The organism is Tessaracoccus luoxuelianae (assembly GCF_055326245.1).
Window position 1 is genome coordinate 177,344 of record NZ_JBUZNO010000008.1, and the last position, 22,188, is coordinate 199,531.

The 22,188-nt window shown below is 69.4% G+C and carries 24 protein-coding genes and 4 tRNA genes; 20 read left to right on the top strand and 8 right to left on the bottom strand.

Annotation, left to right across the window (positions count from 1 at the left end; genetic code table 11):
* Positions 1-39: 39 nt before the first annotated feature.
* On the bottom strand, positions 40-1,077 hold the full coding sequence (locus ACZK39_RS13190; RefSeq protein ID WP_463613564.1) for a 2-oxoacid:ferredoxin oxidoreductase subunit beta: 1,038 nt from the start codon (positions 1,075-1,077) through the stop codon (positions 40-42).
* Complete coding sequence (locus tag ACZK39_RS13195) at positions 1,077-2,948, bottom strand: 2-oxoacid:acceptor oxidoreductase subunit alpha (RefSeq protein WP_463613565.1); 1,872 nt, start codon at positions 2,946-2,948, stop codon at positions 1,077-1,079. Before ACZK39_RS13195 ends, ACZK39_RS13190 begins: the two co-directional genes overlap by 1 nt.
* Positions 2,949-3,063: 115 nt before the next feature.
* Between ACZK39_RS13195 and ACZK39_RS13200 the strand changes: the two genes are divergently transcribed.
* Genes ACZK39_RS13200 through mptB form a run of 4 tightly spaced genes read left to right on the top strand, consistent with a single transcriptional unit; the run spans position 3,064 to position 5,815 of the window.
* Positions 3,064-3,468, top strand: a complete 405-nt coding sequence (locus ACZK39_RS13200) for an NADH-quinone oxidoreductase subunit B (protein WP_463613566.1) — start codon at positions 3,064-3,066, stop codon at positions 3,466-3,468.
* 31 nt (positions 3,469-3,499) lie between these two features.
* Positions 3,500-4,021, top strand: a complete 522-nt coding sequence (locus ACZK39_RS13205; protein ID WP_463613567.1) for an NADH-quinone oxidoreductase subunit C — start codon at positions 3,500-3,502, stop codon at positions 4,019-4,021.
* The gene (locus ACZK39_RS13210; protein ID WP_459056355.1) at positions 4,018-4,344 is read left to right on the top strand and encodes an NADH-quinone oxidoreductase subunit I; all 327 of its coding nucleotides are present in this window, start codon (positions 4,018-4,020) and stop codon (positions 4,342-4,344) included. Before ACZK39_RS13205 ends, ACZK39_RS13210 begins: the two co-directional genes overlap by 4 nt.
* Positions 4,337-5,815, top strand: a complete 1,479-nt coding sequence (mptB, locus tag ACZK39_RS13215; protein WP_463613568.1) for a polyprenol phosphomannose-dependent alpha 1,6 mannosyltransferase MptB — start codon at positions 4,337-4,339, stop codon at positions 5,813-5,815. The genes ACZK39_RS13210 and mptB overlap by 8 nt, the downstream gene beginning before the upstream one ends.
* Here mptB and ACZK39_RS13220 read toward each other — a convergent pair.
* Together ACZK39_RS13220 and ACZK39_RS13225 are read right to left on the bottom strand one after the other, a co-directional pair.
* On the bottom strand, positions 5,805-6,707 hold the full coding sequence (locus ACZK39_RS13220; RefSeq protein WP_463613577.1) for an exodeoxyribonuclease III: 903 nt from the start codon (positions 6,705-6,707) through the stop codon (positions 5,805-5,807). The genes mptB and ACZK39_RS13220 overlap by 11 nt on opposite strands.
* 19 nt (positions 6,708-6,726) lie before the next feature.
* Entirely contained in the window at positions 6,727-7,218 is a 492-nt protein-coding gene (locus tag ACZK39_RS13225; RefSeq protein ID WP_182800152.1) for a YajQ family cyclic di-GMP-binding protein, read from the bottom strand.
* A gap of 147 nt (positions 7,219-7,365) precedes the next feature.
* On the opposite strand from ACZK39_RS13225, the gene ACZK39_RS13230 reads away from it, so the two are divergent.
* From ACZK39_RS13230 to ACZK39_RS13265, 8 genes are all read left to right on the top strand, one after another.
* Positions 7,366-7,447 (top strand) — tRNA-Tyr (locus ACZK39_RS13230).
* Positions 7,448-7,511: 64 nt separating this feature from the next.
* The gene (deoD, locus tag ACZK39_RS13235; protein WP_459056357.1) at positions 7,512-8,222 is read left to right on the top strand and encodes a purine-nucleoside phosphorylase; all 711 of its coding nucleotides are present in this window, start codon (positions 7,512-7,514) and stop codon (positions 8,220-8,222) included.
* 76 nt (positions 8,223-8,298) lie between these two features.
* Positions 8,299-8,371 (top strand) — tRNA-Thr (locus ACZK39_RS13240).
* A 33-nt stretch (positions 8,372-8,404) separates the two neighbouring features.
* A tRNA-Met gene (locus tag ACZK39_RS13245) sits at positions 8,405-8,477 on the top strand.
* Between the two features lie 51 nt (positions 8,478-8,528).
* Positions 8,529-8,699: a 50S ribosomal protein L33 gene (rpmG, locus tag ACZK39_RS13250; RefSeq protein ID WP_182782340.1), complete on the top strand. Its 171-nt coding sequence runs from the start codon at positions 8,529-8,531 to the stop codon at positions 8,697-8,699.
* An 89-nt stretch (positions 8,700-8,788) separates the two neighbouring features.
* Positions 8,789-9,214 carry an FAS1-like dehydratase domain-containing protein gene (locus ACZK39_RS13255; protein ID WP_182782341.1) on the top strand — a complete coding sequence of 142 codons (426 nt, stop codon included), beginning with the start codon at positions 8,789-8,791 and terminating at the stop codon, positions 9,212-9,214.
* Positions 9,207-9,614, top strand: a complete 408-nt coding sequence (locus ACZK39_RS13260; RefSeq protein WP_182782342.1) for a MaoC/PaaZ C-terminal domain-containing protein — start codon at positions 9,207-9,209, stop codon at positions 9,612-9,614. The genes ACZK39_RS13255 and ACZK39_RS13260 overlap by 8 nt, the downstream gene beginning before the upstream one ends.
* A gap of 7 nt (positions 9,615-9,621) precedes the next feature.
* A complete protein-coding gene (locus tag ACZK39_RS13265; protein WP_459056551.1) occupies positions 9,622-10,686 on the top strand; it encodes a UDP-N-acetylmuramate dehydrogenase in 1,065 nt (354 codons plus the stop codon).
* 26 nt (positions 10,687-10,712) lie between these two features.
* Here the strand turns inward: ACZK39_RS13265 and ACZK39_RS13270 are convergent, their stop codons facing one another.
* Positions 10,713-11,891 carry a M20 metallopeptidase family protein gene (locus ACZK39_RS13270; RefSeq protein WP_182800150.1) on the bottom strand — a complete coding sequence of 393 codons (1,179 nt, stop codon included), beginning with the start codon at positions 11,889-11,891 and terminating at the stop codon, positions 10,713-10,715.
* A gap of 53 nt (positions 11,892-11,944) precedes the next feature.
* Here ACZK39_RS13270 and ACZK39_RS13275 point away from each other — a divergent pair, with 53 nt between their 5' ends.
* The 8 genes from ACZK39_RS13275 to ACZK39_RS13310 all read left to right on the top strand — a co-directional run bounded on the left by ACZK39_RS13275 (position 11,945) and on the right by ACZK39_RS13310 (position 19,436).
* Positions 11,945-13,732: an ABC transporter ATP-binding protein gene (locus tag ACZK39_RS13275; protein ID WP_463613569.1), complete on the top strand. Its 1,788-nt coding sequence runs from the start codon at positions 11,945-11,947 to the stop codon at positions 13,730-13,732.
* Positions 13,729-15,555, top strand: a complete 1,827-nt coding sequence (locus ACZK39_RS13280; protein WP_459056361.1) for an ABC transporter ATP-binding protein — start codon at positions 13,729-13,731, stop codon at positions 15,553-15,555. Before ACZK39_RS13275 ends, ACZK39_RS13280 begins: the two co-directional genes overlap by 4 nt.
* Before the next feature lie 112 nt (positions 15,556-15,667).
* Positions 15,668-15,740, top strand: a tRNA-Trp gene (locus ACZK39_RS13285).
* Positions 15,741-15,999: 259 nt separating this feature from the next.
* A complete protein-coding gene (secE, locus tag ACZK39_RS13290) occupies positions 16,000-16,527 on the top strand; it encodes a preprotein translocase subunit SecE (RefSeq protein ID WP_459056362.1) in 528 nt (175 codons plus the stop codon).
* Positions 16,524-17,324: a transcription termination/antitermination protein NusG gene (gene nusG, locus ACZK39_RS13295; RefSeq protein ID WP_182782346.1), complete on the top strand. Its 801-nt coding sequence runs from the start codon at positions 16,524-16,526 to the stop codon at positions 17,322-17,324. Before secE ends, nusG begins: the two co-directional genes overlap by 4 nt.
* A 56-nt stretch (positions 17,325-17,380) precedes the next feature.
* On the top strand, positions 17,381-17,809 hold the full coding sequence (gene rplK, locus ACZK39_RS13300; RefSeq protein ID WP_182782347.1) for a 50S ribosomal protein L11: 429 nt from the start codon (positions 17,381-17,383) through the stop codon (positions 17,807-17,809).
* A 92-nt stretch (positions 17,810-17,901) separates the two neighbouring features.
* On the top strand, positions 17,902-18,603 hold the full coding sequence (rplA, locus tag ACZK39_RS13305) for a 50S ribosomal protein L1 (RefSeq protein ID WP_459056366.1): 702 nt from the start codon (positions 17,902-17,904) through the stop codon (positions 18,601-18,603).
* 77 nt (positions 18,604-18,680) lie between these two features.
* Entirely contained in the window at positions 18,681-19,436 is a 756-nt protein-coding gene (locus tag ACZK39_RS13310) for an enoyl-CoA hydratase/isomerase family protein (protein ID WP_182782349.1), read from the top strand.
* 34 nt (positions 19,437-19,470) lie between these two features.
* On the opposite strand, the gene ACZK39_RS13315 is transcribed toward ACZK39_RS13310, so the two are convergent.
* From ACZK39_RS13315 to ACZK39_RS13325, 3 genes are read right to left on the bottom strand one after another with little or no spacing between them, the layout of a single operon-like run.
* Complete coding sequence (locus ACZK39_RS13315) at positions 19,471-20,223, bottom strand: amino acid ABC transporter ATP-binding protein (RefSeq protein WP_182782507.1); 753 nt, start codon at positions 20,221-20,223, stop codon at positions 19,471-19,473.
* 5 nt (positions 20,224-20,228) lie between these two features.
* Positions 20,229-21,179, bottom strand: a complete 951-nt coding sequence (locus tag ACZK39_RS13320) for an amino acid ABC transporter permease (protein WP_463613570.1) — start codon at positions 21,177-21,179, stop codon at positions 20,229-20,231.
* Positions 21,180-21,181: 2 nt separating this feature from the next.
* Complete coding sequence (locus ACZK39_RS13325; protein ID WP_463613571.1) at positions 21,182-22,087, bottom strand: ABC transporter substrate-binding protein; 906 nt, start codon at positions 22,085-22,087, stop codon at positions 21,182-21,184.
* Positions 22,088-22,188: the final 101 nt, after the last annotated feature.

The following is a 22,188-nucleotide window of genomic DNA, read 5'->3' on the forward strand; positions in this document are numbered from 1 at the left end:
CCAGCCTAGCGACGCGGGGAAACCACCCGCGCCCGGCGCCTACAGCTCGTCGGCCTCCCACGTGTCGGTACCCGCGATCACCGAGGCGAGCGCCGAGGCGGTGTCCTCCGCGCGGACGGCCGCGATCTGCTCGCGGAGCAGGTCGTCGTAGCTGGGCCTGGGCACCCGGCGGAAGATCCCGATGGGTGCCTGCTTGAGCACGCCCGTCTCGGTGAGCCGCGACAGCGCGAACGCCTGCGACGGGTCCGCCCGGGTCTCGTCGTGCACGACGATGCTGGCAGGGTCCGCGGTGGCGGTCTCAACGATCTTAAGGTCGCCGTCGGCGTCCCGGATCACGCACTGCTGACCACCGGCGAAGATGATGGGCTCGCCGTGCCTGAGGGAGATCAGCGCACCCTCGGGGCCCTTGAGGGTGGCGAAGGCGTCGTCGTTGAAGATGGGGCAGTTCTGGTAGATCTCCACCAGCGAGGACCCCCTGTGCTGCGTGGCTGCCGTGAGCACCTCGGTGAGGTGCTTGCGATCGGAGTCGATGGTGCGGGCCACGAAGGACGCCTCGGCTCCCAGCGCGAGCGACAAAGGGTTGAACGGGGTGTCGAGCGAGCCGTACGGGGTGGACTTCGTCACCTTGCCCAGCTCCGAGGTGGGCGAGTACTGGCCCTTGGTCAGCCCGTAGATGCGGTTGTTGAACAGCATGATGGTGATGTTGACGTTGCGCCGCAGGGCGTGCACCAGGTGGTTGCCGCCGATGGACAGTGCGTCGCCGTCGCCGGTGACCACCCAGACGTTGAGGTCCGGCCGTGTCACCGCGACACCCGTGGCGATGGCCGGCGCCCGTCCGTGGATGGAGTGCATGCCGTAGGTGTCCACGTAGTACGGGAACCGCGACGAGCAACCGATGCCGGAGACGATGACGGTGTTCTCCCGCTTGATGCCGAAGGTAGCCATCATCGACTGGAAGGTGGACAGGACGGCGTAGTCGCCGCACCCGGGGCACCAGCGCACCTCCTGGTCGCTGGTGTAGTCCTTCTTGCTCTGAGGCTCAAGGCTGAGCGGGACTCCGACGAGGCCGGTGGACATCAGTTCTCCTCCTGGAGGGCGTCGATTTCAGCGATCAGGTCCACTTCGAGCTCGCTCAGCGAGATCGGCAGCCCCCGGACGCGGGAGTAGCTGGAGATCTCGACGAGGTAGCGGGACTGCAGTACGCCGGCGAGCTGGCCGAGGTTCATCTCAGGCACCACCACCTTGTCGTAGGCGCGCAGCACCTCGCCGAGGTTGGCGGGCATGGGGTTGAGGTGGCGCAGGTGCGCGAGGGCCACGTCGCGGCCGCTCAGCCGGACGCGGCGAGCAGAGGCCGTGATGGGGCCGTAGGTGGATCCCCAACCCAGGACGAGCACGCGCGCCTTCTCGCTGGGGTCGTCGACGACCACGTCGGGGATGTCGGCGACGATCCCGTCGATCTTCGCCTGCCTCGTGTGGGTCATGAGCTCGTGGTTGTCCGGGTCGTAGGACACGTTGCCGGTCCGGGCCGCCTTCTCGATGCCGCCGATGCGGTGCTCGAGGCCGGGCGTGCCGGGGACGGCCCAGGCACGGGCGAGCGTCTCGGGATCGCGCTCATAGGGGAGGAACACGTCCTTGCCCGCGGCGTCGGTGCCGTTGGTGCCGACGGCGAAGCCCGGCTCGATGGGTGGAATCGCGTCGAGGTCCGGGATCCGCCACGGCTCCGCGCCGTTGGCGAGATAGCCGTCGGACAGCATGATCACGGGCGTGCGGTATTTCACCGCGATCCGGCAGGCCTCGATGGCGGTCTCGAAGCAGTCCGTGGACGACTTCGCGGCGATCACCGGAACCGGCGCCTCGCCGTTGCGTCCGTAGAGCGCCTGCATCAGGTCTGCCTGTTCGGTCTTCGTGGGCATGCCCGTGGACGGCCCGGAGCGCTGCACATTGACGATCACCAGCGGCAGCTCGGTCATCACGGCCAGGCCGATCGCCTCGCCCTTGAGCGCCATGCCTGGGCCCGACGTCGTGGTGATGCCGAGCGCGCCCGCGAACGAGGCCCCGATGGCCGCGCCGATGCCGGCGATCTCGTCCTCAGCCTGGAATGTCATGACGCCCAGGTCCTTGCGGCGGGACAGCTCGTGCAGGATGTCCGAGGCCGGGGTGATGGGGTAGGAGCCGAGGAAGAGCTGAAGGCCCGCCTTGTGGGCGCCGGTGATCAGGCCGTAGGCGGTGGCGAGGTTTCCCGAGATCTGGCGGTAGCGGCCCTTCGCCATCGGCGCACGGGCCACCTGGTAGCGCACCTCGAACACCTCGGTGGTCTCGCCGAAGGCGTAGCCGGCGTTGAAGGCCGCGATGTTGGAGTCGCGGATGAGCGGCTTCTTCGCGAACTTCTGCGACAGGAACTTCACCGTGCCCTCGGTGGGCCGCGAGTACAGCCAGCTCAGCAACCCGAGCGCGAACATGTTCTTGGTGCGGGAGGCGTCCTTGCGGCTCAGATCGAACTCGGCGACGGCGCCGGTGGCGAGCCCGGTGAGGTCCAGGGCGTGCACGGAGTAGTTGGCGAGCGTGCCGTCCTCCAGCGGGTTGCTGGCCCACCCGATCTTGGCCAGGTTGCGCTTGGTGAAGTCTGCGGTGTCGACGATGATGACCCCGCCGCGCGGAAGGTCGCGCAGGTTGGCCTTGAGCGCCGCCGGGTTCATCGCCACCAGCACGTCCGGCACGTCGCCCGGGGTGACGATGTCGAAGTTGGCGAAGTGCAGCTGGAAGCTGGAGACCCCGGGCAGCGTGCCCTGTGGTGCCCGGATCTCGGCGGGGAAGTTGGGGAGCGTGGCGATGTCGTTGCCGAAGCTCGCCGTCTCCGCGGTGAACCTGTCGCCGGTCAGTTGCATGCCGTCGCCGGAATCACCGGCGAATCGAATGACAACCCGGTCTAGGGGGAGCTGCTCAGCCACGTGCTATCTACCTCAAAGATCTGTGATGATGACCTGGCCCATTGTAGGGTTACCGCCTCCTGAGCCCGCCTCCCTCGTTGCGCTGAGAGTGAACTGCCGCCACTAGACTTCCCTCATGCTGGCTGCCCGGGACTGGTTCGACGACGCTTCGGTGTTCGTCGTGGACGTCCCGTTGGCGTGTTGCGCGCTCGAAACCCAGGCCGCCGCGGGGGACCGCGCCGTGGTGGACGCCTCATCGATCCCTCCGGGCGCCAAGCTCGTGGTGACGCTGTCGGGCACCCTCACCGCCCCCGTCGTCCCGGCCATCATGGACACCCTGGAGCGGCTCCCCGCGGAGAAGACCGTCGTTGCCTTCGGCGCGTGCGCCTGCGTCGGCGGGCCGTACTGGGACTCGTACTCGGTGCTCGCGGGAGCCGAGTCGCTCGTGCGGGTGGACCACTTCATCGCCGGCTGCCCGCCCCCGCCGGAGGCACTCACGTCATACCTGGAGGGGATCCGTCGTGACGTCGCCCAGGCCTGACGAGCCCCGTCGGGGAGCTGGGGCGGTGGAGATGGTGGAGCCACCACACTGGCACTCCCGGGCGGCCGCGGCCCTGTCCGAGGGGTTCACGTTCCTGGCCAACCTCACCGCCGTCGACGAGGTGGGCCACTCGGACCACATCCGCGTGCTGCTCTGGCTGGAGAACCCCGACGACGGCGCCCCTCTGCGCCTGGCGGTGCTGGCCGATCGCGACGACCCCCACCTCCCGGACCTCGCGGACATCCTGCCCGGCGCCGCCTGGCTGCAGCGCCAGATCCATGACTTCTTCGGCGTGCGCTTCGACGGGGCCGACGAGCGGCCGCTGATCCATCACGGCGGGGGCGCCCCGATGCGCAAGGACGTGCTGCTCGCCCCCCGGCAGTCCCAGCACTGGCCGGGCGCGCTGGAACCGGGCGAGACGGAGCAGTCACCCGGCCGAAGGGCGCTGGTGCCCCCCGGCGTCCCGGACCCCGCCGTCGTGGCGGATCCGGAGGCCACGGCCGCGGATATCGCGCTGTCGGCGACGGGGGCCCGGGTCAGGAGGACGCGATGACCGCCCACGGCTCCATCGCCCTGATCGAGGACCGGTGCACCTCCTGCATGATCTGCGCCCGCGAATGCCCCACCTGGTGCATCACGCTCACCTCCCACCTCGAGCAGTCGGTGCCGGCGCCCGGCGCCCGGCCCCGGACCCACAACGTGCTGGACACGTTCACCATCGACTGGGCGCTGTGCATGTACTGCGGCGTGTGCATCGAGCAGTGCCCCACCGACGCCCTCGAGTGGGGAGGCGCCCGCGTGCCGTCCGCGGACCGTCTGGTGGACCTCCTCCACCACCGCGACCGTCTCGCCCCCCGACAGGACGGCGTTGGCTAGGGGCCTCGAGACGGCGACCCGGGACCTGAAGCAGGCTGCCTCGACGCGCGCCGTCTGGTTCGGTTTTCTCGGCAGCCTCGGCATCCTGGTCGGCTCGCTGAGCCCGGCGTACCTGCCGCAGGCCTCCCCGATGTGGGACGTGCTGCGCGGCCTGGGCATCGACGGGGACACCACGAAGGTCGTCGGCAGCGTCGCCACCCTCGGTGGTCTCGCGCTGCTCCTGGAGGCATGGTTCAGGTTGCGGCCGGCCAGGCGGCGCGCGGCCGGGCATCCGCAGCTGCGGCATTGGGCGGTGCTGGCCATCGTGGCTGCCCCGTTGGCGTTCGGGCCCCCGATCTTCTCGCACGACGCCTACTCCTACGCTGCGCACGGCTGGCTCATCCACAACAACCTCAGCCCCTATCAGGTGGGCCCGGGGATTCTTCCCGGCTACTACGCGGACCAGGTGGCATGGGTGTGGCGGGAGACGACGGCGCCCTACGGCCCGTTGTCGCTGTGGATGAGCCACGGCATCGTGATCCTGGCCGGATTCGATCCCTTCCTCTCGGCCGTCCTGATGCGGGTGCCCGCGCTGATCGGCGTGCTGCTGATCGGTGCCCTGGTGCCCCGGATCGCCAGGCGGGTGGGCGTGGACCCGTCGGCCGCCAGCTGGTTCGCGGTCCTCAACCCCATCCTGATCATCGACTTCGTCGGTGGCGCCCACAACGACGCCCTCATGGTCGGGTTGATGCTGCTCGGCATCTGGGTGTCCATGCGGTATGGCCGCTGGTGGGCCGGGGCGCTCATCGTCGGCGCGGCCGCGGCCATCAAGCAGCCCGCCTTCCTGGCCGCCGTCGCGCTCCCGTTCCTGGTCACCCCGTGGACCTCCTGGCGGCCCCGCGACGTGGCGTGGGCGGCAGCCAAGGCCTTGACGTCGTTGGCCCTCGCGGTGGCGGTGTTCGCACTCATCTCCGTGGTCTCCGGGATGGGCTTCGGGTGGATCAACGCCCTCAACGTGCCCGGCATGGCCGAGACCATCTCCCCGTTCACCCTGCTGGGTCACGCCCTGCAGTACCCGGCCACCGCCCTCGGATGGGACCCCAGCGGACGCGCGGTGGTCACCGTCGTGCGCGGCATCGGGGCAGTGGTCTCGTTCATCGGAATCGCCGTGTTCGCCCACCAGCACCTCGGCCGCCGGCCGCTGCACTTCCTCGCCTACTCGTTCCTGTGGTTCGCGCTGTGCGCCCCCGCGCTGCACTCCTGGTACCTGCTGTGGGGGGCGGTGCTGCTGCCGATGGCGCACCCCTCGTCGAAGATGCTGCGCGCGGCCATCGTGATGACGGTGATGCTGCTCGGCTTCGGGGCGTTGACCTTCGGGCTGCGCAACGGGGCGTGGGCCCTGGTGCTGATCCTGTTCGCCGCCGGCTACTGGATCATGCACACCCACGAGCTGAGCCAGCCCATGGACGAGGCGGAGACCGTCACGGTGTGAAGGCCCGCTCCGGGAGTCGGTAGTCGACGACGACGGGGGAGTGGTCGCTGATCCGCTCCTCGTAGCTGGCCTCGCGCCCCACCCAGGCCGCCGTCGCGCTGCGGGCCAGGCCGGGGGAGGCCAGGTGGTAGTCGATCCGCCACCCGGCGTCGTTGGCCCAGGCCTGGCCGCGCCACGACCACCAGCTGTAGGGGCCCTCCGCGTCCGGGTGGACGCGGCGGACCACGTCGACGAGGCTGCGGGGGCTGAGGATGGAGCCGAACCAGTCGCGCTCCTCGGGGAGGAAGCCCTCGGACCTCTGGTTGGTGCGCCAGTTGCGCAGGTCCTGCCGGGTGTGGGCGATGTTGAAGTCGCCCATCACGAGGAACTCGCGGCCCTCGGCCGCCGCCTCGCGCCGGGAGGTGGTCAGCAGCCGGGCGAACCCCCGCATGAAGCGCATCTTGCGCAGGTACTTCTCCTCGGTGCCCTCCTCGTGGGGCCACGCGGCCCCCTTGGGGAGGTAGAGCGAGGCCACCCGCAGGGGCGCATCCGCCAGGTCGACCTCGAGGTAGCGGCCCTCGGTGGCGAAGTTGGCGAGGTCGCGGTTGATGATCCGCACGGCCGGCACCGGCTCCGGGCTGAGGTCCGGCCCGAACTGGGTGGCGGTGCCGTCGAGGCTGCGCACGCGCGCCGGCCGGGTCCTGGTGAGCACCGCGACCCCGTTGCGGCCGGCCCGCTGGCCGGGGTCCAGGGTCACGTGATAGCCGTGGAAGGCCTCGAACGGGAGGTCCTCGACGCGGCAGCGCACCTCCTGCAGCGCGATGACGTCCGCGGCGGTGGCGTCCCAGTAGGGGCGGAAGCCGCGCCGGAGGGCGGCACGGATTCCATTGACGTTGTGGGTGCCGATGCGCATGGGGTCGGTCACCACCGCGTCAGCGGTAGTTCACGTACTGGACCGCGAAGTCGTAGTCCTGCTCCTTGATCATCGCCTGGACGGCTTGGAGGTCGTCGCGGCTCTTCGACGAGATGCGCAGCTCCTCGCCCTGGATCTGGCACTTGACGCCCTTGGGTCCCTCGTCGCGCAGCAGCTTGGAGATCTTCTTCGCGTTCTCGGTGGTGATGCCCTGCTTGGTGGTGGCGGTGATCTTCCAGATCTTTCCGGAGGGGCGCGGGTCGCCGGCGTCCAGGGCCTTGAGGCTGACGCCGCGGCGGACCAGCTTGGACTGGAACACGTCGAGGACCGCCTTGACGCGCTCCTCGGAGACCGCCTCCATCTCGATGTTCTCGCCGGACCAGGCGATCTTGGCCTCGGTGTTCTTGAAGTCGAACCGCTGGCCGACCTCCTTGACCGCCTGGTTGAGCGCGTTGTCGACCTCCTGTCGGTCGACCTTGCTGACGACGTCGAATGAGCTGTCTGCAGCCATGGGTGGCCTCCTGCGGTGAGTCTCGGGGTGGTTGGGCCCCATTGTGCCAGCCCGCCTGGGGGCGGGGGCGCCACCTGCACGGCGGGGGTGCGTTGGCGATGGGGCCCGGGCGCTGCTAAGCTCGTGCGTCGCCGGGATGCCCGGCATGGCAGGTTGCCCGAGTGGCCAAAGGGAGCGGTCTGTAAAACCGTCGGCGTAGCCTACGTTGGTTCAAATCCAACACCTGCCACTAGGCCTCGGACCGGATTGGTACGGGGCCTAGTCTCGTTTTCATCCTGAGAGAGGGGCCGACGATGGCCACCCCACACATCGCCTGCGAGCCCGGCGACATCGCCCCGCTGGTGATCATGCCCGGAGATCCGAAGCGGGCCGAGCGGATCGCCAGGACCCGCATGCAGGACGTGCGCCTTGTCTCCGACGTGCGCGGCATCGCGGCCTGGACGGGCACCGTCGACGGCGTGCCGATGACGGCGATGGCCTCCGGGATGGGCGTCCCGTCGCTGTCGATCTACGCCACCGAGCTCTTCTCCCAGTTCGGCGTGCAGCGGATCTGCCGCGTCGGGACCTGCGGGGGCATCTCGTCCAAGGTCGCGGTCAAGGACGTCATCGTCGCCTCGGCGGCACATACCAATTCCGCGGTGGCCACGCTCGACATCCCCGGGGTGAGCCTCTCGCTGGCGGCGTCCTACGACATGCTGCGCGGCGCCGTCGAGTCTGCCCGCGCCTCGGGCCGGCCGGTGCACGTCGGGGCCGTGTTCACCAGCGACTTCTTCTACTCCTCGCGCACGGACATCATCCCGGGCCTCGACCGCCTGGGCACCCTGGGCGTCGAGATGGAGGCCGCGGGTCTCTACGCGTGCGCCCTGGCCAACAACGCGGAGGCGCTCGCGGTGCTGACCGTCTCGGACCACCTGAAGGACGGCTCGTCGGACCTTTCCGCAGAGGAACGCGAGACGCTGTTCGAGGGGGCCTTGGAGGTCGCGGTGGCGGCCCTCAAGGCCTGATCGGCCGCGCAGTCACGGCGACGCGGACGCGATTTGTGGTGATCGTCGCGGCCCATGTATGGTTGGTCGTCGGCTGGCCCCTATAGCTCAGTAGGTAGAGCGTCTCCATGGTAAGGAGAAGGTCTGCGGTTCGATTCCGCATGGGGGCTCGGTTCCCTCCTGCACCACCAGGGGGGAACTCTGACGGGGTAGCTCAGTCGGTAGAGCAAGCGGCTCATAATCGCTGTGTCGCGGGTTCGAATCCCGCCCTCGTCACCGATACCGCCACACCAGCGCACCGCGCGAAGCTAGCTAAGGAATCTGATCATGGCCAAGAAGAGTCAGGACGTTCGTCCGAAGATCACGCTCGCGTGCACCGAGTGCAAGGAGCGCAACTACATCACCAAGAAGAACCGTCGAAACGATCCCGATCGTCTCGAGATCAAGAAGTTCTGCCCGCGTTGCCGCACCCACAAGGCGCACCGCGAGACCCGCTGAACACGCCCCCGCTCCACCGGACCGGCCACCCCTCTCGCAGGGGTGGCCGGTCTGTTTCATCCCCGCTCCGCCGTTGTAGCCTTGCGCCCATGCCCATCACCGCCGAACACGTCGGGCGCCGCTACCCCGCCGCCCCGCCGTATGTGATCAGCCACGCCAAGATCGGCGAGTTCGCCGAGGCGCTGCGCGACGAGAATCCCGCCTACCGGGGCGAACACCCCATCGCCCCGCCCACCTTCGCCGCCGTGATCGCGGCCCAGGCCTGGGGAGCCCTCTTCGGCGACGAGGAACTGGGCCTGGCGCTCAACCGCACCATGCACACGGACCAGAGCTTCACCTTCCACCGCCCCCTGCGCCCGGGAGACGTCGTCGTCGCGGAGCTGAGCATCGAGAAGGTGCGCAACCGGGGCCAACTGGACATGATCACGGTCCTGGTGGACCTCGCCGTCGACGGGGCCACCGTCTGCGAGGCCCGCTCCACCCTCATGCACACCCGGGAGGACGACCATGCCTGACGCCACCGTCGGCCAGCAGCTGCCGGAGCTCCGGGTCCCCGTGACCCGCTCCACCGTGGTGCGCTACTCGGGCGCCTCCACGGACTTCAACGAGATCCACTTCTCGGACCGGCACGCCCGCGCCATCGGTCTGCCCGGCGTGGTGGCCCACGGAATGTGGACCATGGGTGCGGGGCTGAAGATCGTCACCGACTGGGCGGAGGACCCCGCCCGGGTGCTCAGCTACTTCGTCCGCTTCACGCGCCCCGTCGTCGTCCCGGACACCGATGAGGGCACCGAGGTGACCTACACCGCGACAGTCACGCACCTGAGCGACGGCGTGGCCACCGTCGCCATCACCGCCACCTGCGGCGAGGACGCCGTGCTGGGGGCGGCCAAGGCCGAGGTGCGCGTTGACTGAGTGCCGCATCGACCGGCTCTCGGTGGACACGGGCGCACCACGCGTGGCGGACTCGGCCCTGCTGGCGGACCACACCACGCTGCGGGTGGGTGGCCGGGCCAGACGCTTCGAGGTGGCCGAGACCGAGCGCGATCTCATCGACCTGGTCACCGAGTGCGACGAGGCGGCCGAGCCGCTGCTCATCCTCGGCGGAGGCTCGAACCTGCTGATCTCCGACGACGGCTTCCCCGGCACAGTGGTGCGGGTGGCCCTCGCGGGGCTGGACGCTGACGTGTCCACCTGCGGTGGCGCGGCGGTGCGGGTCGCGGCGGGCGAGAACTGGGACGACGTGGTGGCCTACGCCGTCGAGCAGGAGTGGAGCGGCCTGGAGACGCTCTCGGGGATCCCCGGCAGCGTGGGCGCGACCCCCATCCAGAACGTGGGCGCCTACGGTTCGGACGTCTCTCACACGATCACCTCGGTGCGCACCTGGGATCGCCACGACCGCACCCAGCGCACGTTTCCGCTCACCGAGTGCGGGTTCGCGTACCGGTCCTCCCGGTTCAAGCGAGAGCCGGGCCGCTATGTGGTGCTCGACGTGGGGTTCCAGCTCCCCCTCGGGTCGCTCGGCGCACCGATCGCCTACCCCGAGCTGGCCGCCCGCCTGGGCACGGATGTGGGCCGGAGGGTGCCCGCGGGGGAGGTCCGCGACGCCGTGCTCGCCGTCAGGCGCGGCAAGGGCATGGTGCTCGATCCGGCGGATCATGACACCTGGAGCGCGGGTTCCTTCTTCACCAATCCCATCCTGACCCCCGACGAGGCGGCCGCGCTGCCCGCCGACGCGCCCCGCTTCGCCTCGGGCCAGGACGTGAAGACCAGCGCCGCCTGGCTGATCCAGCACTCCGGGTTCGGGAGGGGGCACGGCGGGCCCCGCGCGGCGCTGTCGGGCAAGCACGTGCTCGCCCTCACCAACCGCGGGGGCGCCACGGCCGCGGACCTGGTGGCGCTGGCCAGAGAGGTCAGGGATGGGGTGGAGGCCCGCTTCGGGGTGCGCCTGGTGCCGGAGGTCAACCTCGTGGGCGTCAGCCTCTGACTCCGCGGGGATGAGCGGGGCGCGGGTCAGTCGCGCCGCCCCAGCACCGTCTCGGCGGCGGCCACATAGCCGGCCGCCAGGGTGTGCGCCGCCAACCTCAGCGCGTCGCGGCCCGGGAGGAAGGCGCCATGGTGCAGCCCCACGCCGTCGACCCGGCCGGTGCCGATGAAGCACATCACCGAGGCGGTGGCCAGGCCGTACTCCCCGAAGTCATCCGAGCCGCAGGACCGGAACGGCGTCTCCGCCACCGTGATCCCCAGCGAAGAGAGGGTGGGATCCAGCCGCCGCACCAGCCCGGGATCGTTGACCAGCGCCGGCCCGCCGTGCACGAAGCGGGTGGCCGCGGCGGCGCCCCGGGCGAGCGCCACCGCGTCGGCGGTCCGGGCGATGGCCTCGTGCAGCAGGGCCCGATCCTCGTCGGAGTAGGTGCGGATGGTGCCGCGGCAGCGGGCCTCGTCGGCGATGATGTTGGGGGCCGTCCCGCCGGAGATCTGGCCGATCGACACGACCGTGGGGTGCGTGGGATCGATGATCCGGTTCGGGAGGCCTGAGACGGCGGTCACGATGCTGGCCAGCGTGGTGATGGGGTCGATGGCCACGTGCGGATAGGCCCCGTGGCCGGGCCGCCCGCGCACCACGATCTCGAACTCGTCGTAGGCGGCGTTGACGGCGCCGGCGCCGGTGGACACGACGCCGCGGTCCACTTCAGGCTGGACGTGGACCCCGACCATGGCCTCGACCTCCTGGTCGTCGAGCAGGCCGGAGGCCACCACGTCGCTCGCGCCCGGGGGAGTGATCTCCTCGCGCGGTTGCAGGATGGGCACCATGCCGACCGGAAGCTCCAGGCCGCGTGCCGCGGTGATCAGGGCCCACAGGGCGCCGAGATGCACGTCGTGCCCGCAGGCGTGCATGACGCCTGGCCTGCGTGACTCCCACTCGATCCCCGTTGATTCCGTGACCGGCAGCGCGTCGAGCTCGGCGCGGAGCCCGATGGAAGGGCCGGGAGGGCCCAGCCGCGCCCATGCCCCGGTGTGGGCCACGTGGGTCCAGTGCGTCCACTCCGCGGCGCGCACGAAAGTGTCGCGGGTGGGTTCCTCCTCGCCGCTCAGATGAGGCTCGGCGTGAATGGCGCGGCGCAGCGCCGCCGCGTCCGGGAGTGCCCGATCGATGCCCTCGACGAGGGCGCTGAGCAGGGGCGATGTCATAGCCACGGAGTCTAGTCGGGAACCCTTGATCGGGACCGGAGTAGCCTGTCGTGGTGCCCCAGCCCCCCACCACCCTTCGTCCCGCCGCGCCCCGGCGCTCCAGTCTGCTGCGGCTGTTTCCCTACCTGCGCCCGTTCTGGCGGCAGTTCGCGCTCGCCCTGGCGTTGGCTCCGCTGGGCGTGGCGATGGCGGTGTTCATCCCCCTCCTGCTCGGTCGCATCGTCGACGGGCCCATCGCGGGCCGCGACGGCTGGGGGGTGGCGCTCTACGCGATGCTGATCCTGGTGGCCGGGGCGGTCGACGCGGGGGTCAACCTGCTGCGTCGGTGGATGATGACGCGCGCCACGTCGGCGCTGGAGGCCAACCTCCGGCTGGACCTGTTCGACAAGCTCCAGGCGCTCCAACTCGGCTTCCACAAGCGGTGGGAGTCGGGCCAGCTGCTCTCGCGGATCATGAGCGACCTCGGGCTGCTCAGACGGTTCATGTCCTTCGGCGTCCTCATGCTGCTGATGAACACCGTGCAGATCGTCGTGGTGGTGTCCATCATGGTGGCCATGCACTGGCCGTTGGGCGTGGCTGTGCTGGTCACCGTGCTCCCCGTGGTGGCGGTGACCACCTCGCTGGTCCATCGCTTCGGCCTGGTGTCGCGGGAGGTGCAGGACCGCACGGGCGACGTCGCGTCCACGGCCGAGGAGGCGCTGCACGGCGTCCGCGTGATCCGGTCCTTCGGGCGGGTCCCCTTCGCGTTCCGCGGCTTCGACCGTCGGGCCGTCCTGCTTCGGGACTCCGGTGTCCGTCGCATGCGCCTCGCCTCGGTGTTGTGGACGCTGCTCGAGGTGTTCCCGTCGGTGCTGCTGGTGATGGTGCTCGGTGGCGCCGCCGTCGCCTCGGCGCAGGGTCTGCTCACCCTCGGCGAGGTGGTGGCGTTCGTGACCCTGCTGCTGTCGCTGGCCTGGCCCGTTGGATCACTCGGCTTCCTGCTGTCCTTCATGCGGGAGGCCCAGACCGCCGCGGACCGCGTCTGCGAGGTCTTCGACGCCCCCGTCACCATCGTCTCCGGCACCCGCCGCCTGGCGAACCCACGCGGCGCGCTCAGCCTGCGGGACGTCTCCTTCAGGTTCGACGACTCGGACACCCCGACCCTCTCAGGCGTCACCCTCGATATCGCCCCTGGCGAGACGGTGGCCCTGGTGGGCGGCACAGGGTCGGGCAAGTCCACCATCGTCTCACTCATCCCGCGCCTTCAGGACGTGACCGGCGGCGCCATCCTGCTCGACGGGGTCGACATCCGCGAGTTGGAGCTCACCCAGCTGCGCTCCCTGGTGGCCACCGCCTTCGAGGACCCCATCCTGTTCTCGATGTCGGCACGCGAGAACCTCACCCTCGGCCGCCCCGACGCCACCGCTGACGACATCGCCGACGCGGTGCGGGTGGCCTCCGCCGAGTTCGTCTACGACCTGCCGTGGGGCCTGGAGACCAGGCTGGGGGAGCAGGGACTCAGCCTGTCCGGCGGGCAGCGGCAGCGGCTCGCCCTGGCGCGCGCCATCCTTGTCCGGCCCAAGGTCCTCGTCCTCGACGACACCCTGAGCGCCCTGGACATCCACACGGAGGCGGAGGTCGAGGCCGCCCTCACCTCCACCCTCACCGGCGTCACCGGGGTTGTCGTGGCCCACCGCGCATCCACGGTGCTCATCGCCGACCGCGTCGCGATGTTGGTGGAGGGTCGGATCGCCCATGTCGGCACCCACCAGGAGCTCCTGGCCACGGTCCCCGAGTACCGCGAGCTGCTGTCGGCCGACTACAGCATCGAGCCCGAACTGGCAGAGGAGGCGGCCCGATGAGCGACACCCAGGACACGGCACTCGAGGACTGGCGCGGGGTCAAGCAGGACATCGCCGAGGAGTCGGACTCGACGGTGGCGCTGCGGCCCGCGAGCCGCCGGCTGCTCGCGGACCTGGTCCGCCCGTACCGGCGCTGGGGCGCGGTGCTGATCGCCGTGGTGGTGCTGGAATCCATGGCCCGTCTCGTCGTGCCCATCATCGTGCAGCGCGTGCTGGACGATGGGATCCCCGCGATGCAGGGGGGTGAATCATCCACCCTCCTCACGCTGTTGGGCGTGATGATCGGAGCCATCGTCGTTCAGGTGACCTCCCGCGCGTTCTTCCTGCGGAAGTCCGGCGTGATCGGCAACGAGCTCCTTCTCACGCTTCGCCGGAGGCTGTACGCGAAGTTCCAGCGCCTGAGCGTGGGCTTCCACGACCGGTACACCTCCGGTCGCGCCGTGTCGAGGATGACGAGCGACGTGGAGGCCGTGCAGGAACTGGTCCTCCAGGGCCTGGACGTCGTCGTGGCGGCGCTGCTCACCATCGTCGGCTCCACCGTCATCCTGCTGCTGCTGGATTGGCGGCTCGCGCTGGTGGCGTTCGCCACCTATCCGCTCCTGTGGCTGATCATGCGGTGGTTCGCCAAGGCCTCCACCCGGGCGTTCCGGCACGTCCGGACCCTGTCGGCGGTGGTCATCGTCCAGTTCATCGAGACGATGACCGGGATCAAGGCCGTCCAGGCGTTCCGTCGGGAGCCCCGGTCGCGGGAGATCTTCGAGGCCGTCGCGCTGCAGTACCGCGACGCCAACACCACTGCGCTGCGCGTGTTCGCCCGCGCCATGCCCGGCATCCAGTTCGTCGGCCACGTCGGCGTGGTCGTGGTGGTGACGGTGGGCGGCTACATGGCCCTCGCCGACGAGCTGACCGTCGGGACGCTGGCCGCGTTCGTGCTCTACGTCCGCATGTTCTTCGATCCCATGCAGGACCTCGGCCAGTTCATCTCGTCCCTCCAGTCGGCGTTGACCGCGCTGGAGAAGGTCTCCAGCGTGATGGCCGAGGAGCCTGACGTGCGGGACCCCGAGCATCCGGTGCCGATGCCCGAGGCGCGCGGCGAGGTGGCCTTCGACGGCGTGGACTTCTCCTACATCGAGGGCGCCACGGTGTTGCCCGGCCTGACCCTCGCCATCCCGGCCGGGCAGACGGTGGCACTCGTCGGCACCACGGGCGCAGGCAAGACCACCATCGCCAAGCTGATCGCACGCTTCTACGACCCCCAGGCGGGCGTCGTGACCCTCGACGGGGTGGACCTGCGGGCGCTCGACGACGTCACGCTGCGCCGGCACGTGACCCTCCTGACGCAGGAGAACTTCATCTTCGCGGGCTCTGTGGCAGACAACATCGCCTTCGGCCGCCCGGACGCCACGCGGGAGGAGGTCGTGGCCGCAGCCCGGGCCGTGGGGGCGCACACGTTCATCCAGGACATGGCGGCGGGCTACGACACGGACACGGGCAAGCGCGGCTCGCGGCTCTCGGCTGGGCAGCGGCAGCTGGTCGCGTTCGCGCGGGTGGTCCTCGCCGACCCGCGGGTCCTCATCCTCGATGAGGCAACGTCGTCGCTGGACGTGCCCACCGAGCGGCTCGTGCAGCGGGCGCTCGGAACCATCCTGGCCGATCGGACGGCGATCATCATCGCCCACCGCCTCTCGACGGTGGAGATCGCAGACCGCGTGCTGGTCCTCCAGCACGGGAGGGTGGTCGAGGACGGGGAGCCCTCTGAGCTGGTGGGCGGCGAGGGTCGCTACGCGGACCTGCACCGCGCCTGGATGGCGTCGTTGGCGTGACGGCTGGTTCGCGTCCCGATGCCAAAGCGCATATAGTGGGGCAGGCCGGTTTAAGTTGCCAAGGTCGAAGCGTGCTCAAATGCACCCTCCGTCCAGGTGGGTGAACCGTCACAGGGTAGTAGCTCAATTGGCAGAGCAGCGGTCTCCAAAACCGCAGGTTGGGGGTTCGAGTCCCTCCTGCCCTGCTGGGGAACCACTGATCAATGCTGTTCTCGGCGAGGACGCGCCGGACGGGATGAGGTGGTGCCACTACATCTGGTGCGTGGACTTGACGTCCATATCCAGATGGAGGGGTGCCAGATCGCCCGGTCCGGTGCGCCGCAGCCAGAACATGATTGATCAGTGATTCCCCCGGGCAGCCATCGATTCAGGTCGCCTCGCACGCCTACCGACACGCGTTGTCGGTGAGGCATTTTGTTTGTTAGAGCGAAGGGAAGTCCAGCGGTGAGCGACAAGTCGCACGACGCGGAACCGGACAACGAGGAAGTCGTGTCCGGGGGCCCTGATGCGCTCGACGCCGACGAGGTCGTCTCCGACGGGGAGGCGCTCGCAGAGGCGGAAGCCGCGGCTATCGCCGCGGACGAGGACGTGACGCTCGGCCAAGGGCCGGCGCCCTCTGATGACGAGGTGATCTCGGAGCACGAACGCGAGTTCGCGGCGGACCCGGAGGCCTCACAGACGCCGGTCATCCAGCGGCGCACCGCCAAGGCGCCGGTTCGCAAGGACGCCCCCACCCGCAAGCGGAACGCCGCGTTGGCCGAGGATGAAGACCCCTACCGGGCCGGCAACCCGGCCGAGTTCGTCCGGCAGTCCGCCGGGGAGCTCAAGAAAGTGGTGTGGCCCACCTGGCCGCAACTGGTGACCATGTTCGGCGCGGTGCTCGTCTTCGTGCTCATCATGATCCTCATCGTGGGACTGCTGGACCTCGCGTTCGGCTGGTCCCTTCTGCAGATCTTTGGGAGCAACGCATGACAGATTCTGACAATTCCGACCTCGACTTCGAGATCGACCTCGGCGGCCCCGAGGAGACGGCCTCCGACGAGGTGGAGATCGACCTCGGCGGGTTCGCCGAGGACGTCGAGGCCGAGGAAGAACCCGTCCTGTTGGCCGACGAGCCGTCGGAGGACCCGGACGGGGACGCCGCCGCCGACGACGCCCTGGCGGTCGCGCTCAGCGAGCTGCGCGCCGAGCTCGAGTCGAAGTACGGCGAGTGGTACGTCATCCACACGTACTCCGGCATGGAGAACCGCGTCAAGCAGAACGTGGACTCCCGTGCGCAGAGCCTCAACATGGAGGAGTACATCTTCGAGACGGTCGTGCCCACCGAAGAGGTCGTCGAGATCCGCAACAACGCACGCAAGACCGTTACACGGTGCGTCCTGCCGGGCTACGTCCTCATCCGGATGGAGCTGACCGACGACTCGTGGAGTGTCGTGCGTCAGACCCCGTCGGTTACCGGCTTCGTCGGCCACGGGCAGCAGCCGGTGGCGCTCTCGATCGACGAGGTCCTCAATATGCTGACTCCCTCCGTCATCGCCACCGTGAACGCCGCCCAGGCGGGCGCGGCGGTGGCGCGGAGGAAGAAGGTCGAAGTTGTCGACTTTGCAGTCGGCGACTCCGTCATGGTGACCGACGGCCCCTTCACGGGTGTGCACGCCACGATCACCGAGATCAATCCGAACAACCAGCGGATCATTGCGCTGGTCGAGATCCTCGGGCGTGAGACCCCCGTCGACCTCGAGTTCAAGCAGGTCGAGAAAGTCGTCTAAGATTGTGCGTTGCGCCCGCTCGCGGGCTCATCCATCCACATAGGTAAAGGACCCCCATGCCTCCCAAGAAGAAGGTAGCGGCCCTCGTCAAGGTCGCCCTGCAGGCTGGCTCTGCCACGCCCGCACCTCCGGTCGGTACCGCCCTCGGTCCGCACGGCGTCAACATCATGGAGTTCGTGAAGGCGTACAACGCCGCCACGGAGTCCCAGCGCGGCAACGTCATCCCCGTCGAGATCACCATCTACGAGGACCGCACGTTCACCTTCATCACGAAGACGCCGCCCGCCGCCGAGCTGATCAAGAAGGCCGCCGGGATCAAGAGTGGTTCCGCGAACCCGCTCACCACCAAGGTGGCGAAGATCACCAAGGACCAGGTCCGCGAGATCGCCACCACCAAGCTGCCGGACCTCAACGCAAACGACGTCGAGGCCGCCATGAAGATCGTGGAAGGCACCGCCCGCTCCATGGGCGTCACCGTCGACTGATCTGCCCCACCCATACACCCTGGCAGGGGAGTGCTCCCCACACCAGAACTGGTCGACCGGCCCACGAGGCCGGCTGAAGTGAAGGAACCAGCATGAAGCACAGCAAGGCTTACCGCGCCTCCGCGGAGAAGCGCAACGAGGAGCAGGCCTACAGCCCGCAGGAGGCCCTCCGCCTCATCAAGGAGATGGCGTCGGCGAAGTTCGACGAGACCATCGACGTCGCCGTCCGTCTGGGCGTCGACCCCCGTAAGGCAGACCAGATGGTCCGCGGCACGGTCAACCTTCCCCACGGCACTGGTAAGACGGCTCGGGTCCTCGTCTTCGCTGCCGGTGACAAGGCTGACGCCGCGCGCGCCGCAGGCGCCGACGAGGTCGGCACCGACGAGCTGATCGAGAAGGTGGCCGGCGGCTACCTGGACTTCGACGCCGTCGTGGCCACCCCGGATCTGATGGGCAAGGTCGGCCGCCTCGGCCGCGTCCTCGGCCCGCGCGGCCTGATGCCGAACCCGAAGACGGGCACCGTCACGATGGACGTGGCCAAGGCCGTCTCCGAGATCAAGGGCGGCAAGATCGAGTTCCGCGTTGACCGGCACGCCAACCTGCAGTTCATCATCGGGAAGGCGTCCTTCGACGAGCAGCAGCTCATCGACAACTACTTCTCGGTGATCGAGGAGATCCTGCGGCTCAAGCCGTCGGCGTCGAAGGGACGCTACCTCCGCAAGATCGCGGTGTCCGGCACCATGAGCCCCAGCGTGCTCGTCGACATCACGGTGACCAAGCCCGCCGAGGACTGAGTCAGACCACTGCCCGACGGGGCGGGCGCCATTGCGGCGCCCGCCCCGTCGGCCGTCTCCGGTGACAGGATGGGGCCATGGCCACCGTCGACCTCCACCGCCAGGGCAGCATCGCCGTCATCACGTTGAACAACACCGGCAAGCGCAACGCCATGACCGACGACATGTGGCGAAGGATTCCCACACTGATGCGGGGCCTGGACGCGGACCCGGAGGTCGCGGTCGTGGTGCTGACCGGCGCCGGTGGCACTTTCTGCGCGGGTTCGGACATCAGTGGCCTCGACGAACTCCATCACGCCGAGGGCCCCATCAACGCGGAGCTGGCTCTGGCCCGGAGCCCCAAGCCCGTCATCGCCGCCATCGAGGGCGCCTGTTTCGGCGGAGGGCTCGAGCTCGCCGTCGGCTGCGACCTCCGGGTCGCGGGGGACTCGGCGACCTTCTCGGTGCCGCCGGCCACCCTGGGCATCGTCTACCCGGTCTCCGCCACTCAGCGGATGATCCACCTCATGGGCCCGGCGGTGACCAAGGAGATGCTGTTCACCGCCGCCCGCCTCGACGCGCAGCGCGCGCTCTCGGTCGGGCTCCTCAACGCCGTCGTGGAGGGTGGCCAGGCGCTGGAGACGGCGATCGTGATGGGGGAGCGCATGGCGGGGCTCTCGCAGCTGACCCTGCGCGCATCCAAGGAGATCGTCGACGGCCTCGTGGCCCGCGACCTCGGCGCCGAGACCGCCATCTCCTGGGTCCAACGTGCCAACTCGGGCCCCGACCTTCCCGAGGGGATCGCCGCCTTCCGTGAGCGCCGCCCCGCGCGGTTCGCGTGGCGGCCCGAGTGAGCCCGGTCGGCCTTGGCGGGTGGGCCTCAGGGCCTCAGAGGACCTTGGCGAAGAAGTCCCTCGTGCGCTGCTGCTCCGGGGCGTCGATGACCTGCGCCGGCGCCCCCCGTTCGACGATGATGCCGTCGTCCATGAAGACCACCTGGTCCGCCACTTCGCGGGCGAAGCCCACCTCGTGGGTGACCACGATCATGGTCATGCCGCTTGCGGCCAGCGCCTGCATGACGGCGAGGACCTCGCCGACCAGCTCGGGGTCCAGCGCGGAGGTGGGTTCGTCGAAGAGCATCAGTTCCGGTTCCATGGCCAGCGCCCTGGCGATCGCGACGCGCTGCTGCTGACCGCCGGAGAGCTGCGACGGGTAGTGCTCGGCGCGGTCCGAGAGCCCGACGCGCTCGAGCTGGGCGCGGGCCAGCCTCTCGGCCTCCGCACCGGCCAGCTTGCGCACCTGGCGCGGCGCCTCCATCACGTTCTCCACTGCGGTCATGTGCGGGAAGAGGTTGAACCGCTGGAACACCATGCCCACCTTGGCGCGTTGGGCGGCGATCTCCTTGTCGCCCAGGCGGTGCAGGCGTCCGTTGACCTCACGCAGGCCCATCAGCTCACCGTCGACGTACATGCGGCCGGCGCTGATCTGCTCCAGTTCGTTGATGCAGCGGATGAGGGTGGACTTCCCGGAGCCCGACGGGCCCAGGATCACGCACACCTCGCCCCGTTCCACGGTGAGATCCACGCCCTTGAGCACGTGCAGGTCGCCGAACAGCTTGTGCACGGCCCTGGCCTCCACCATGGCGGTCACGGGGTCACCTCCTGGTTGGGGTCGGCGTGGACGGTGCCCGAGGCGAGGATGGCCTGTTGCCGCTTGGACATGGCCTTGGCGGGCTTCTGCCGCGAGGTGGTGTCCGTGTCGAAGCCCCGGCCGTAGTACGCCTCCAGGTAGGACTGCCCGACCATCAGGATGGACGTGACCACGAGGTAGTAGATCGCGGCGACGATGAGCAGGGGGACCGGGAGGAAGTTCCGGTTGCCGATCGCGTTGGTGACGAAGGTGAGCTCCAGGCTGAAGGGGACCGCCAGCACCAGTGAGGTGGTCTTCAGCATGGAGATGGTCTCGTTGCCCGTGGGGGGCACGATGACGCGCATGGCCTGCGGAATGATGATCCGGCGCAACGTCGTCGAGCGCCTCATCCCCAGTGCGGTGGACGCCTCCCACTGCCCCTTGTCCACCGAGTTGAGGCCAGAGCGCACGATCTCGGACAGGTAGGCGCCCTCGTTGAGGCCGAGCCCGAGGACGGCCGCGACACCGGCGTTGATCACGTCCTGGGTGGTGAACTCGAAGAACTCGGGCCCGAAGGGGATGCCCAGGCTGAGCCTGGGATACAGGACCGGCAACAGGCCCCAGAACACCAGTTGGGTGTAGACGGGGGTGCCCCGGAAGAACCAGATGTAGACCCAGGCGACGCCGCGGAGGATGGGATTGGTGCCCATCCGCATGATGGCCGTGGTGACCGCGAGCGTGATGCCCAGCGCCATGGCGCCGACGGTGAGGAGCAGGGTCCAGCCCATGCCGGAGAGGATCCGCGGGTCAAGCAGATGTTCGGCGACCACGTCCCAGCGGTAGTTGGGGTTGGTCAGCAGGCCATGGATCAGCATGGCCAGGAGCACCAGGATGATGCCCGCCCAGAGCCACAGGCTTGGCCTAGGGACGGGGCGGGCGCGGATCAGCTCCGGCGTGGGCGGAGGCATGCTCAGGCCTGCGGGTGGATCTCGGCGGTCTCAAGCGCCGCGTCGGTCACGCCCCAGCTGTCCAGGATGTCGCCCCAGGTGCCGTCGTCCATCAGATGCTGGACGGCGCCCTGGATGGCCGCGGTGAGCTCGGCGTCGTCCTGGGCCACGACGATGCCCTGCGGGGCGGCGTCGCGGACCCCGCCCACGACCTCGAGCTGGTCGTTGGTGAGCGCGACGGCGTAGGAGGCCACCGTCGAGTCCGCGTAGAACGCCGCGACCTTGCCGCCGACGAGGTTCGTGGTGACGTCGGACTGCTTGGCGTAGGGGAGGACCTCGATCGGCTCGTTGCCGTCTGCCTCGCAGGCCTCGGTGAACGCGGCGAGCTCCTCCTCCTGCCAGGTGCCGGTCTGGACGCCGATGGTCTGCCCGCACAGCTCGTCGGGGTTGAACCCGTCCGGGTTGCCCGACTTCACCGCGAAGCTGGAGCCCACCGTGATGTAGGAGATCATCGTGAAGTTGGCGGTGCGCTCCTCCGTGACGGTGAACGACGAGATGCCGATGTCGTACTTGGTGCCGATGCCCGGCAGCAGGGAGGCGAACTCGCCGTCGACCACCTCGGTCTCGACGCCGAGTACCCGCCCGATGGCCTTGCCGAGGTCGACGTCGTAGCCGATGGCCGTGGTGAGGTCCTCGGCCCGGAACTCCGCGGGGGCGTAGTCGATGGCGGCGCCGATCGTCAGGGTTCCCCTGTCGCGGATCTCCGCCGGCAGGAGGGCGGCGAGGTCGTCGACCTTGGCGACACCGGAGACGTCGTGGGTGCGGTCTGAGGAGTCCGTGGACCCTGATTCGGACTCGGTGGTGGCCGGGGCGCTGCAGGCGCTCACGGCGAGGGTGGCCAGCAGGCCGGCGGCGAGAATGCGACGCATGAGGGTCCTTCCAGGAATTGCTCTCTTCAAGGTCTAGAGGTTAATGCACGCTCCCGCGCGGCCCGCCACCGCCCTCCGACGGTGGGACCTGGTGCCCGGCC

Bases quoted from the DNA above. Each gene is read 5' to 3' on its own strand.
- ACZK39_RS13190 (WP_463613564.1), bottom strand. From the start codon at position 1,077: ATGTCCACCGGCCTCGTCGGAGTCCCGCTCAGCCTTGAGCCTCAGAGC.
- ACZK39_RS13270 (WP_182800150.1), bottom strand. From the start codon at position 11,891: ATGACATCGCCCCTGCTCAGCGCCCTCGTCGAGGGCATCGATCGGGCA.
- ACZK39_RS13315 (WP_182782507.1), bottom strand. From the start codon at position 20,223: ATGGTGGAGGCCAGGGCCGTGCACAAGCTGTTCGGCGACCTGCACGTG.
- ACZK39_RS13260 (WP_182782342.1), top strand. From the start codon at position 9,207: ATGCCTGACGCCACCGTCGGCCAGCAGCTGCCGGAGCTCCGGGTCCCC.
- rplK (WP_182782347.1), top strand. From the start codon at position 17,381: ATGCCTCCCAAGAAGAAGGTAGCGGCCCTCGTCAAGGTCGCCCTGCAG.
- ACZK39_RS13255 (WP_182782341.1), top strand. From the start codon at position 8,789: ATGCCCATCACCGCCGAACACGTCGGGCGCCGCTACCCCGCCGCCCCG.
- ACZK39_RS13220 (WP_463613577.1), bottom strand. From the start codon at position 6,707: ATGCGCATCGGCACCCACAACGTCAATGGAATCCGTGCCGCCCTCCGG.
- rpmG (WP_182782340.1), top strand. From the start codon at position 8,529: ATGGCCAAGAAGAGTCAGGACGTTCGTCCGAAGATCACGCTCGCGTGC.
- rplA (WP_459056366.1), top strand. From the start codon at position 17,902: ATGAAGCACAGCAAGGCTTACCGCGCCTCCGCGGAGAAGCGCAACGAG.
- ACZK39_RS13320 (WP_463613570.1), bottom strand. From the start codon at position 21,179: ATGCCTCCGCCCACGCCGGAGCTGATCCGCGCCCGCCCCGTCCCTAGG.
- ACZK39_RS13205 (WP_463613567.1), top strand. From the start codon at position 3,500: ATGGTGGAGCCACCACACTGGCACTCCCGGGCGGCCGCGGCCCTGTCC.
- deoD (WP_459056357.1), top strand. From the start codon at position 7,512: ATGGCCACCCCACACATCGCCTGCGAGCCCGGCGACATCGCCCCGCTG.
- ACZK39_RS13225 (WP_182800152.1), bottom strand. From the start codon at position 7,218: ATGGCTGCAGACAGCTCATTCGACGTCGTCAGCAAGGTCGACCGACAG.
- ACZK39_RS13310 (WP_182782349.1), top strand. From the start codon at position 18,681: ATGGCCACCGTCGACCTCCACCGCCAGGGCAGCATCGCCGTCATCACG.
- ACZK39_RS13200 (WP_463613566.1), top strand. From the start codon at position 3,064: ATGCTGGCTGCCCGGGACTGGTTCGACGACGCTTCGGTGTTCGTCGTG.
- ACZK39_RS13210 (WP_459056355.1), top strand. From the start codon at position 4,018: ATGACCGCCCACGGCTCCATCGCCCTGATCGAGGACCGGTGCACCTCC.
- nusG (WP_182782346.1), top strand. From the start codon at position 16,524: ATGACAGATTCTGACAATTCCGACCTCGACTTCGAGATCGACCTCGGC.
- ACZK39_RS13280 (WP_459056361.1), top strand. From the start codon at position 13,729: ATGAGCGACACCCAGGACACGGCACTCGAGGACTGGCGCGGGGTCAAG.
- ACZK39_RS13325 (WP_463613571.1), bottom strand. From the start codon at position 22,087: ATGCGTCGCATTCTCGCCGCCGGCCTGCTGGCCACCCTCGCCGTGAGC.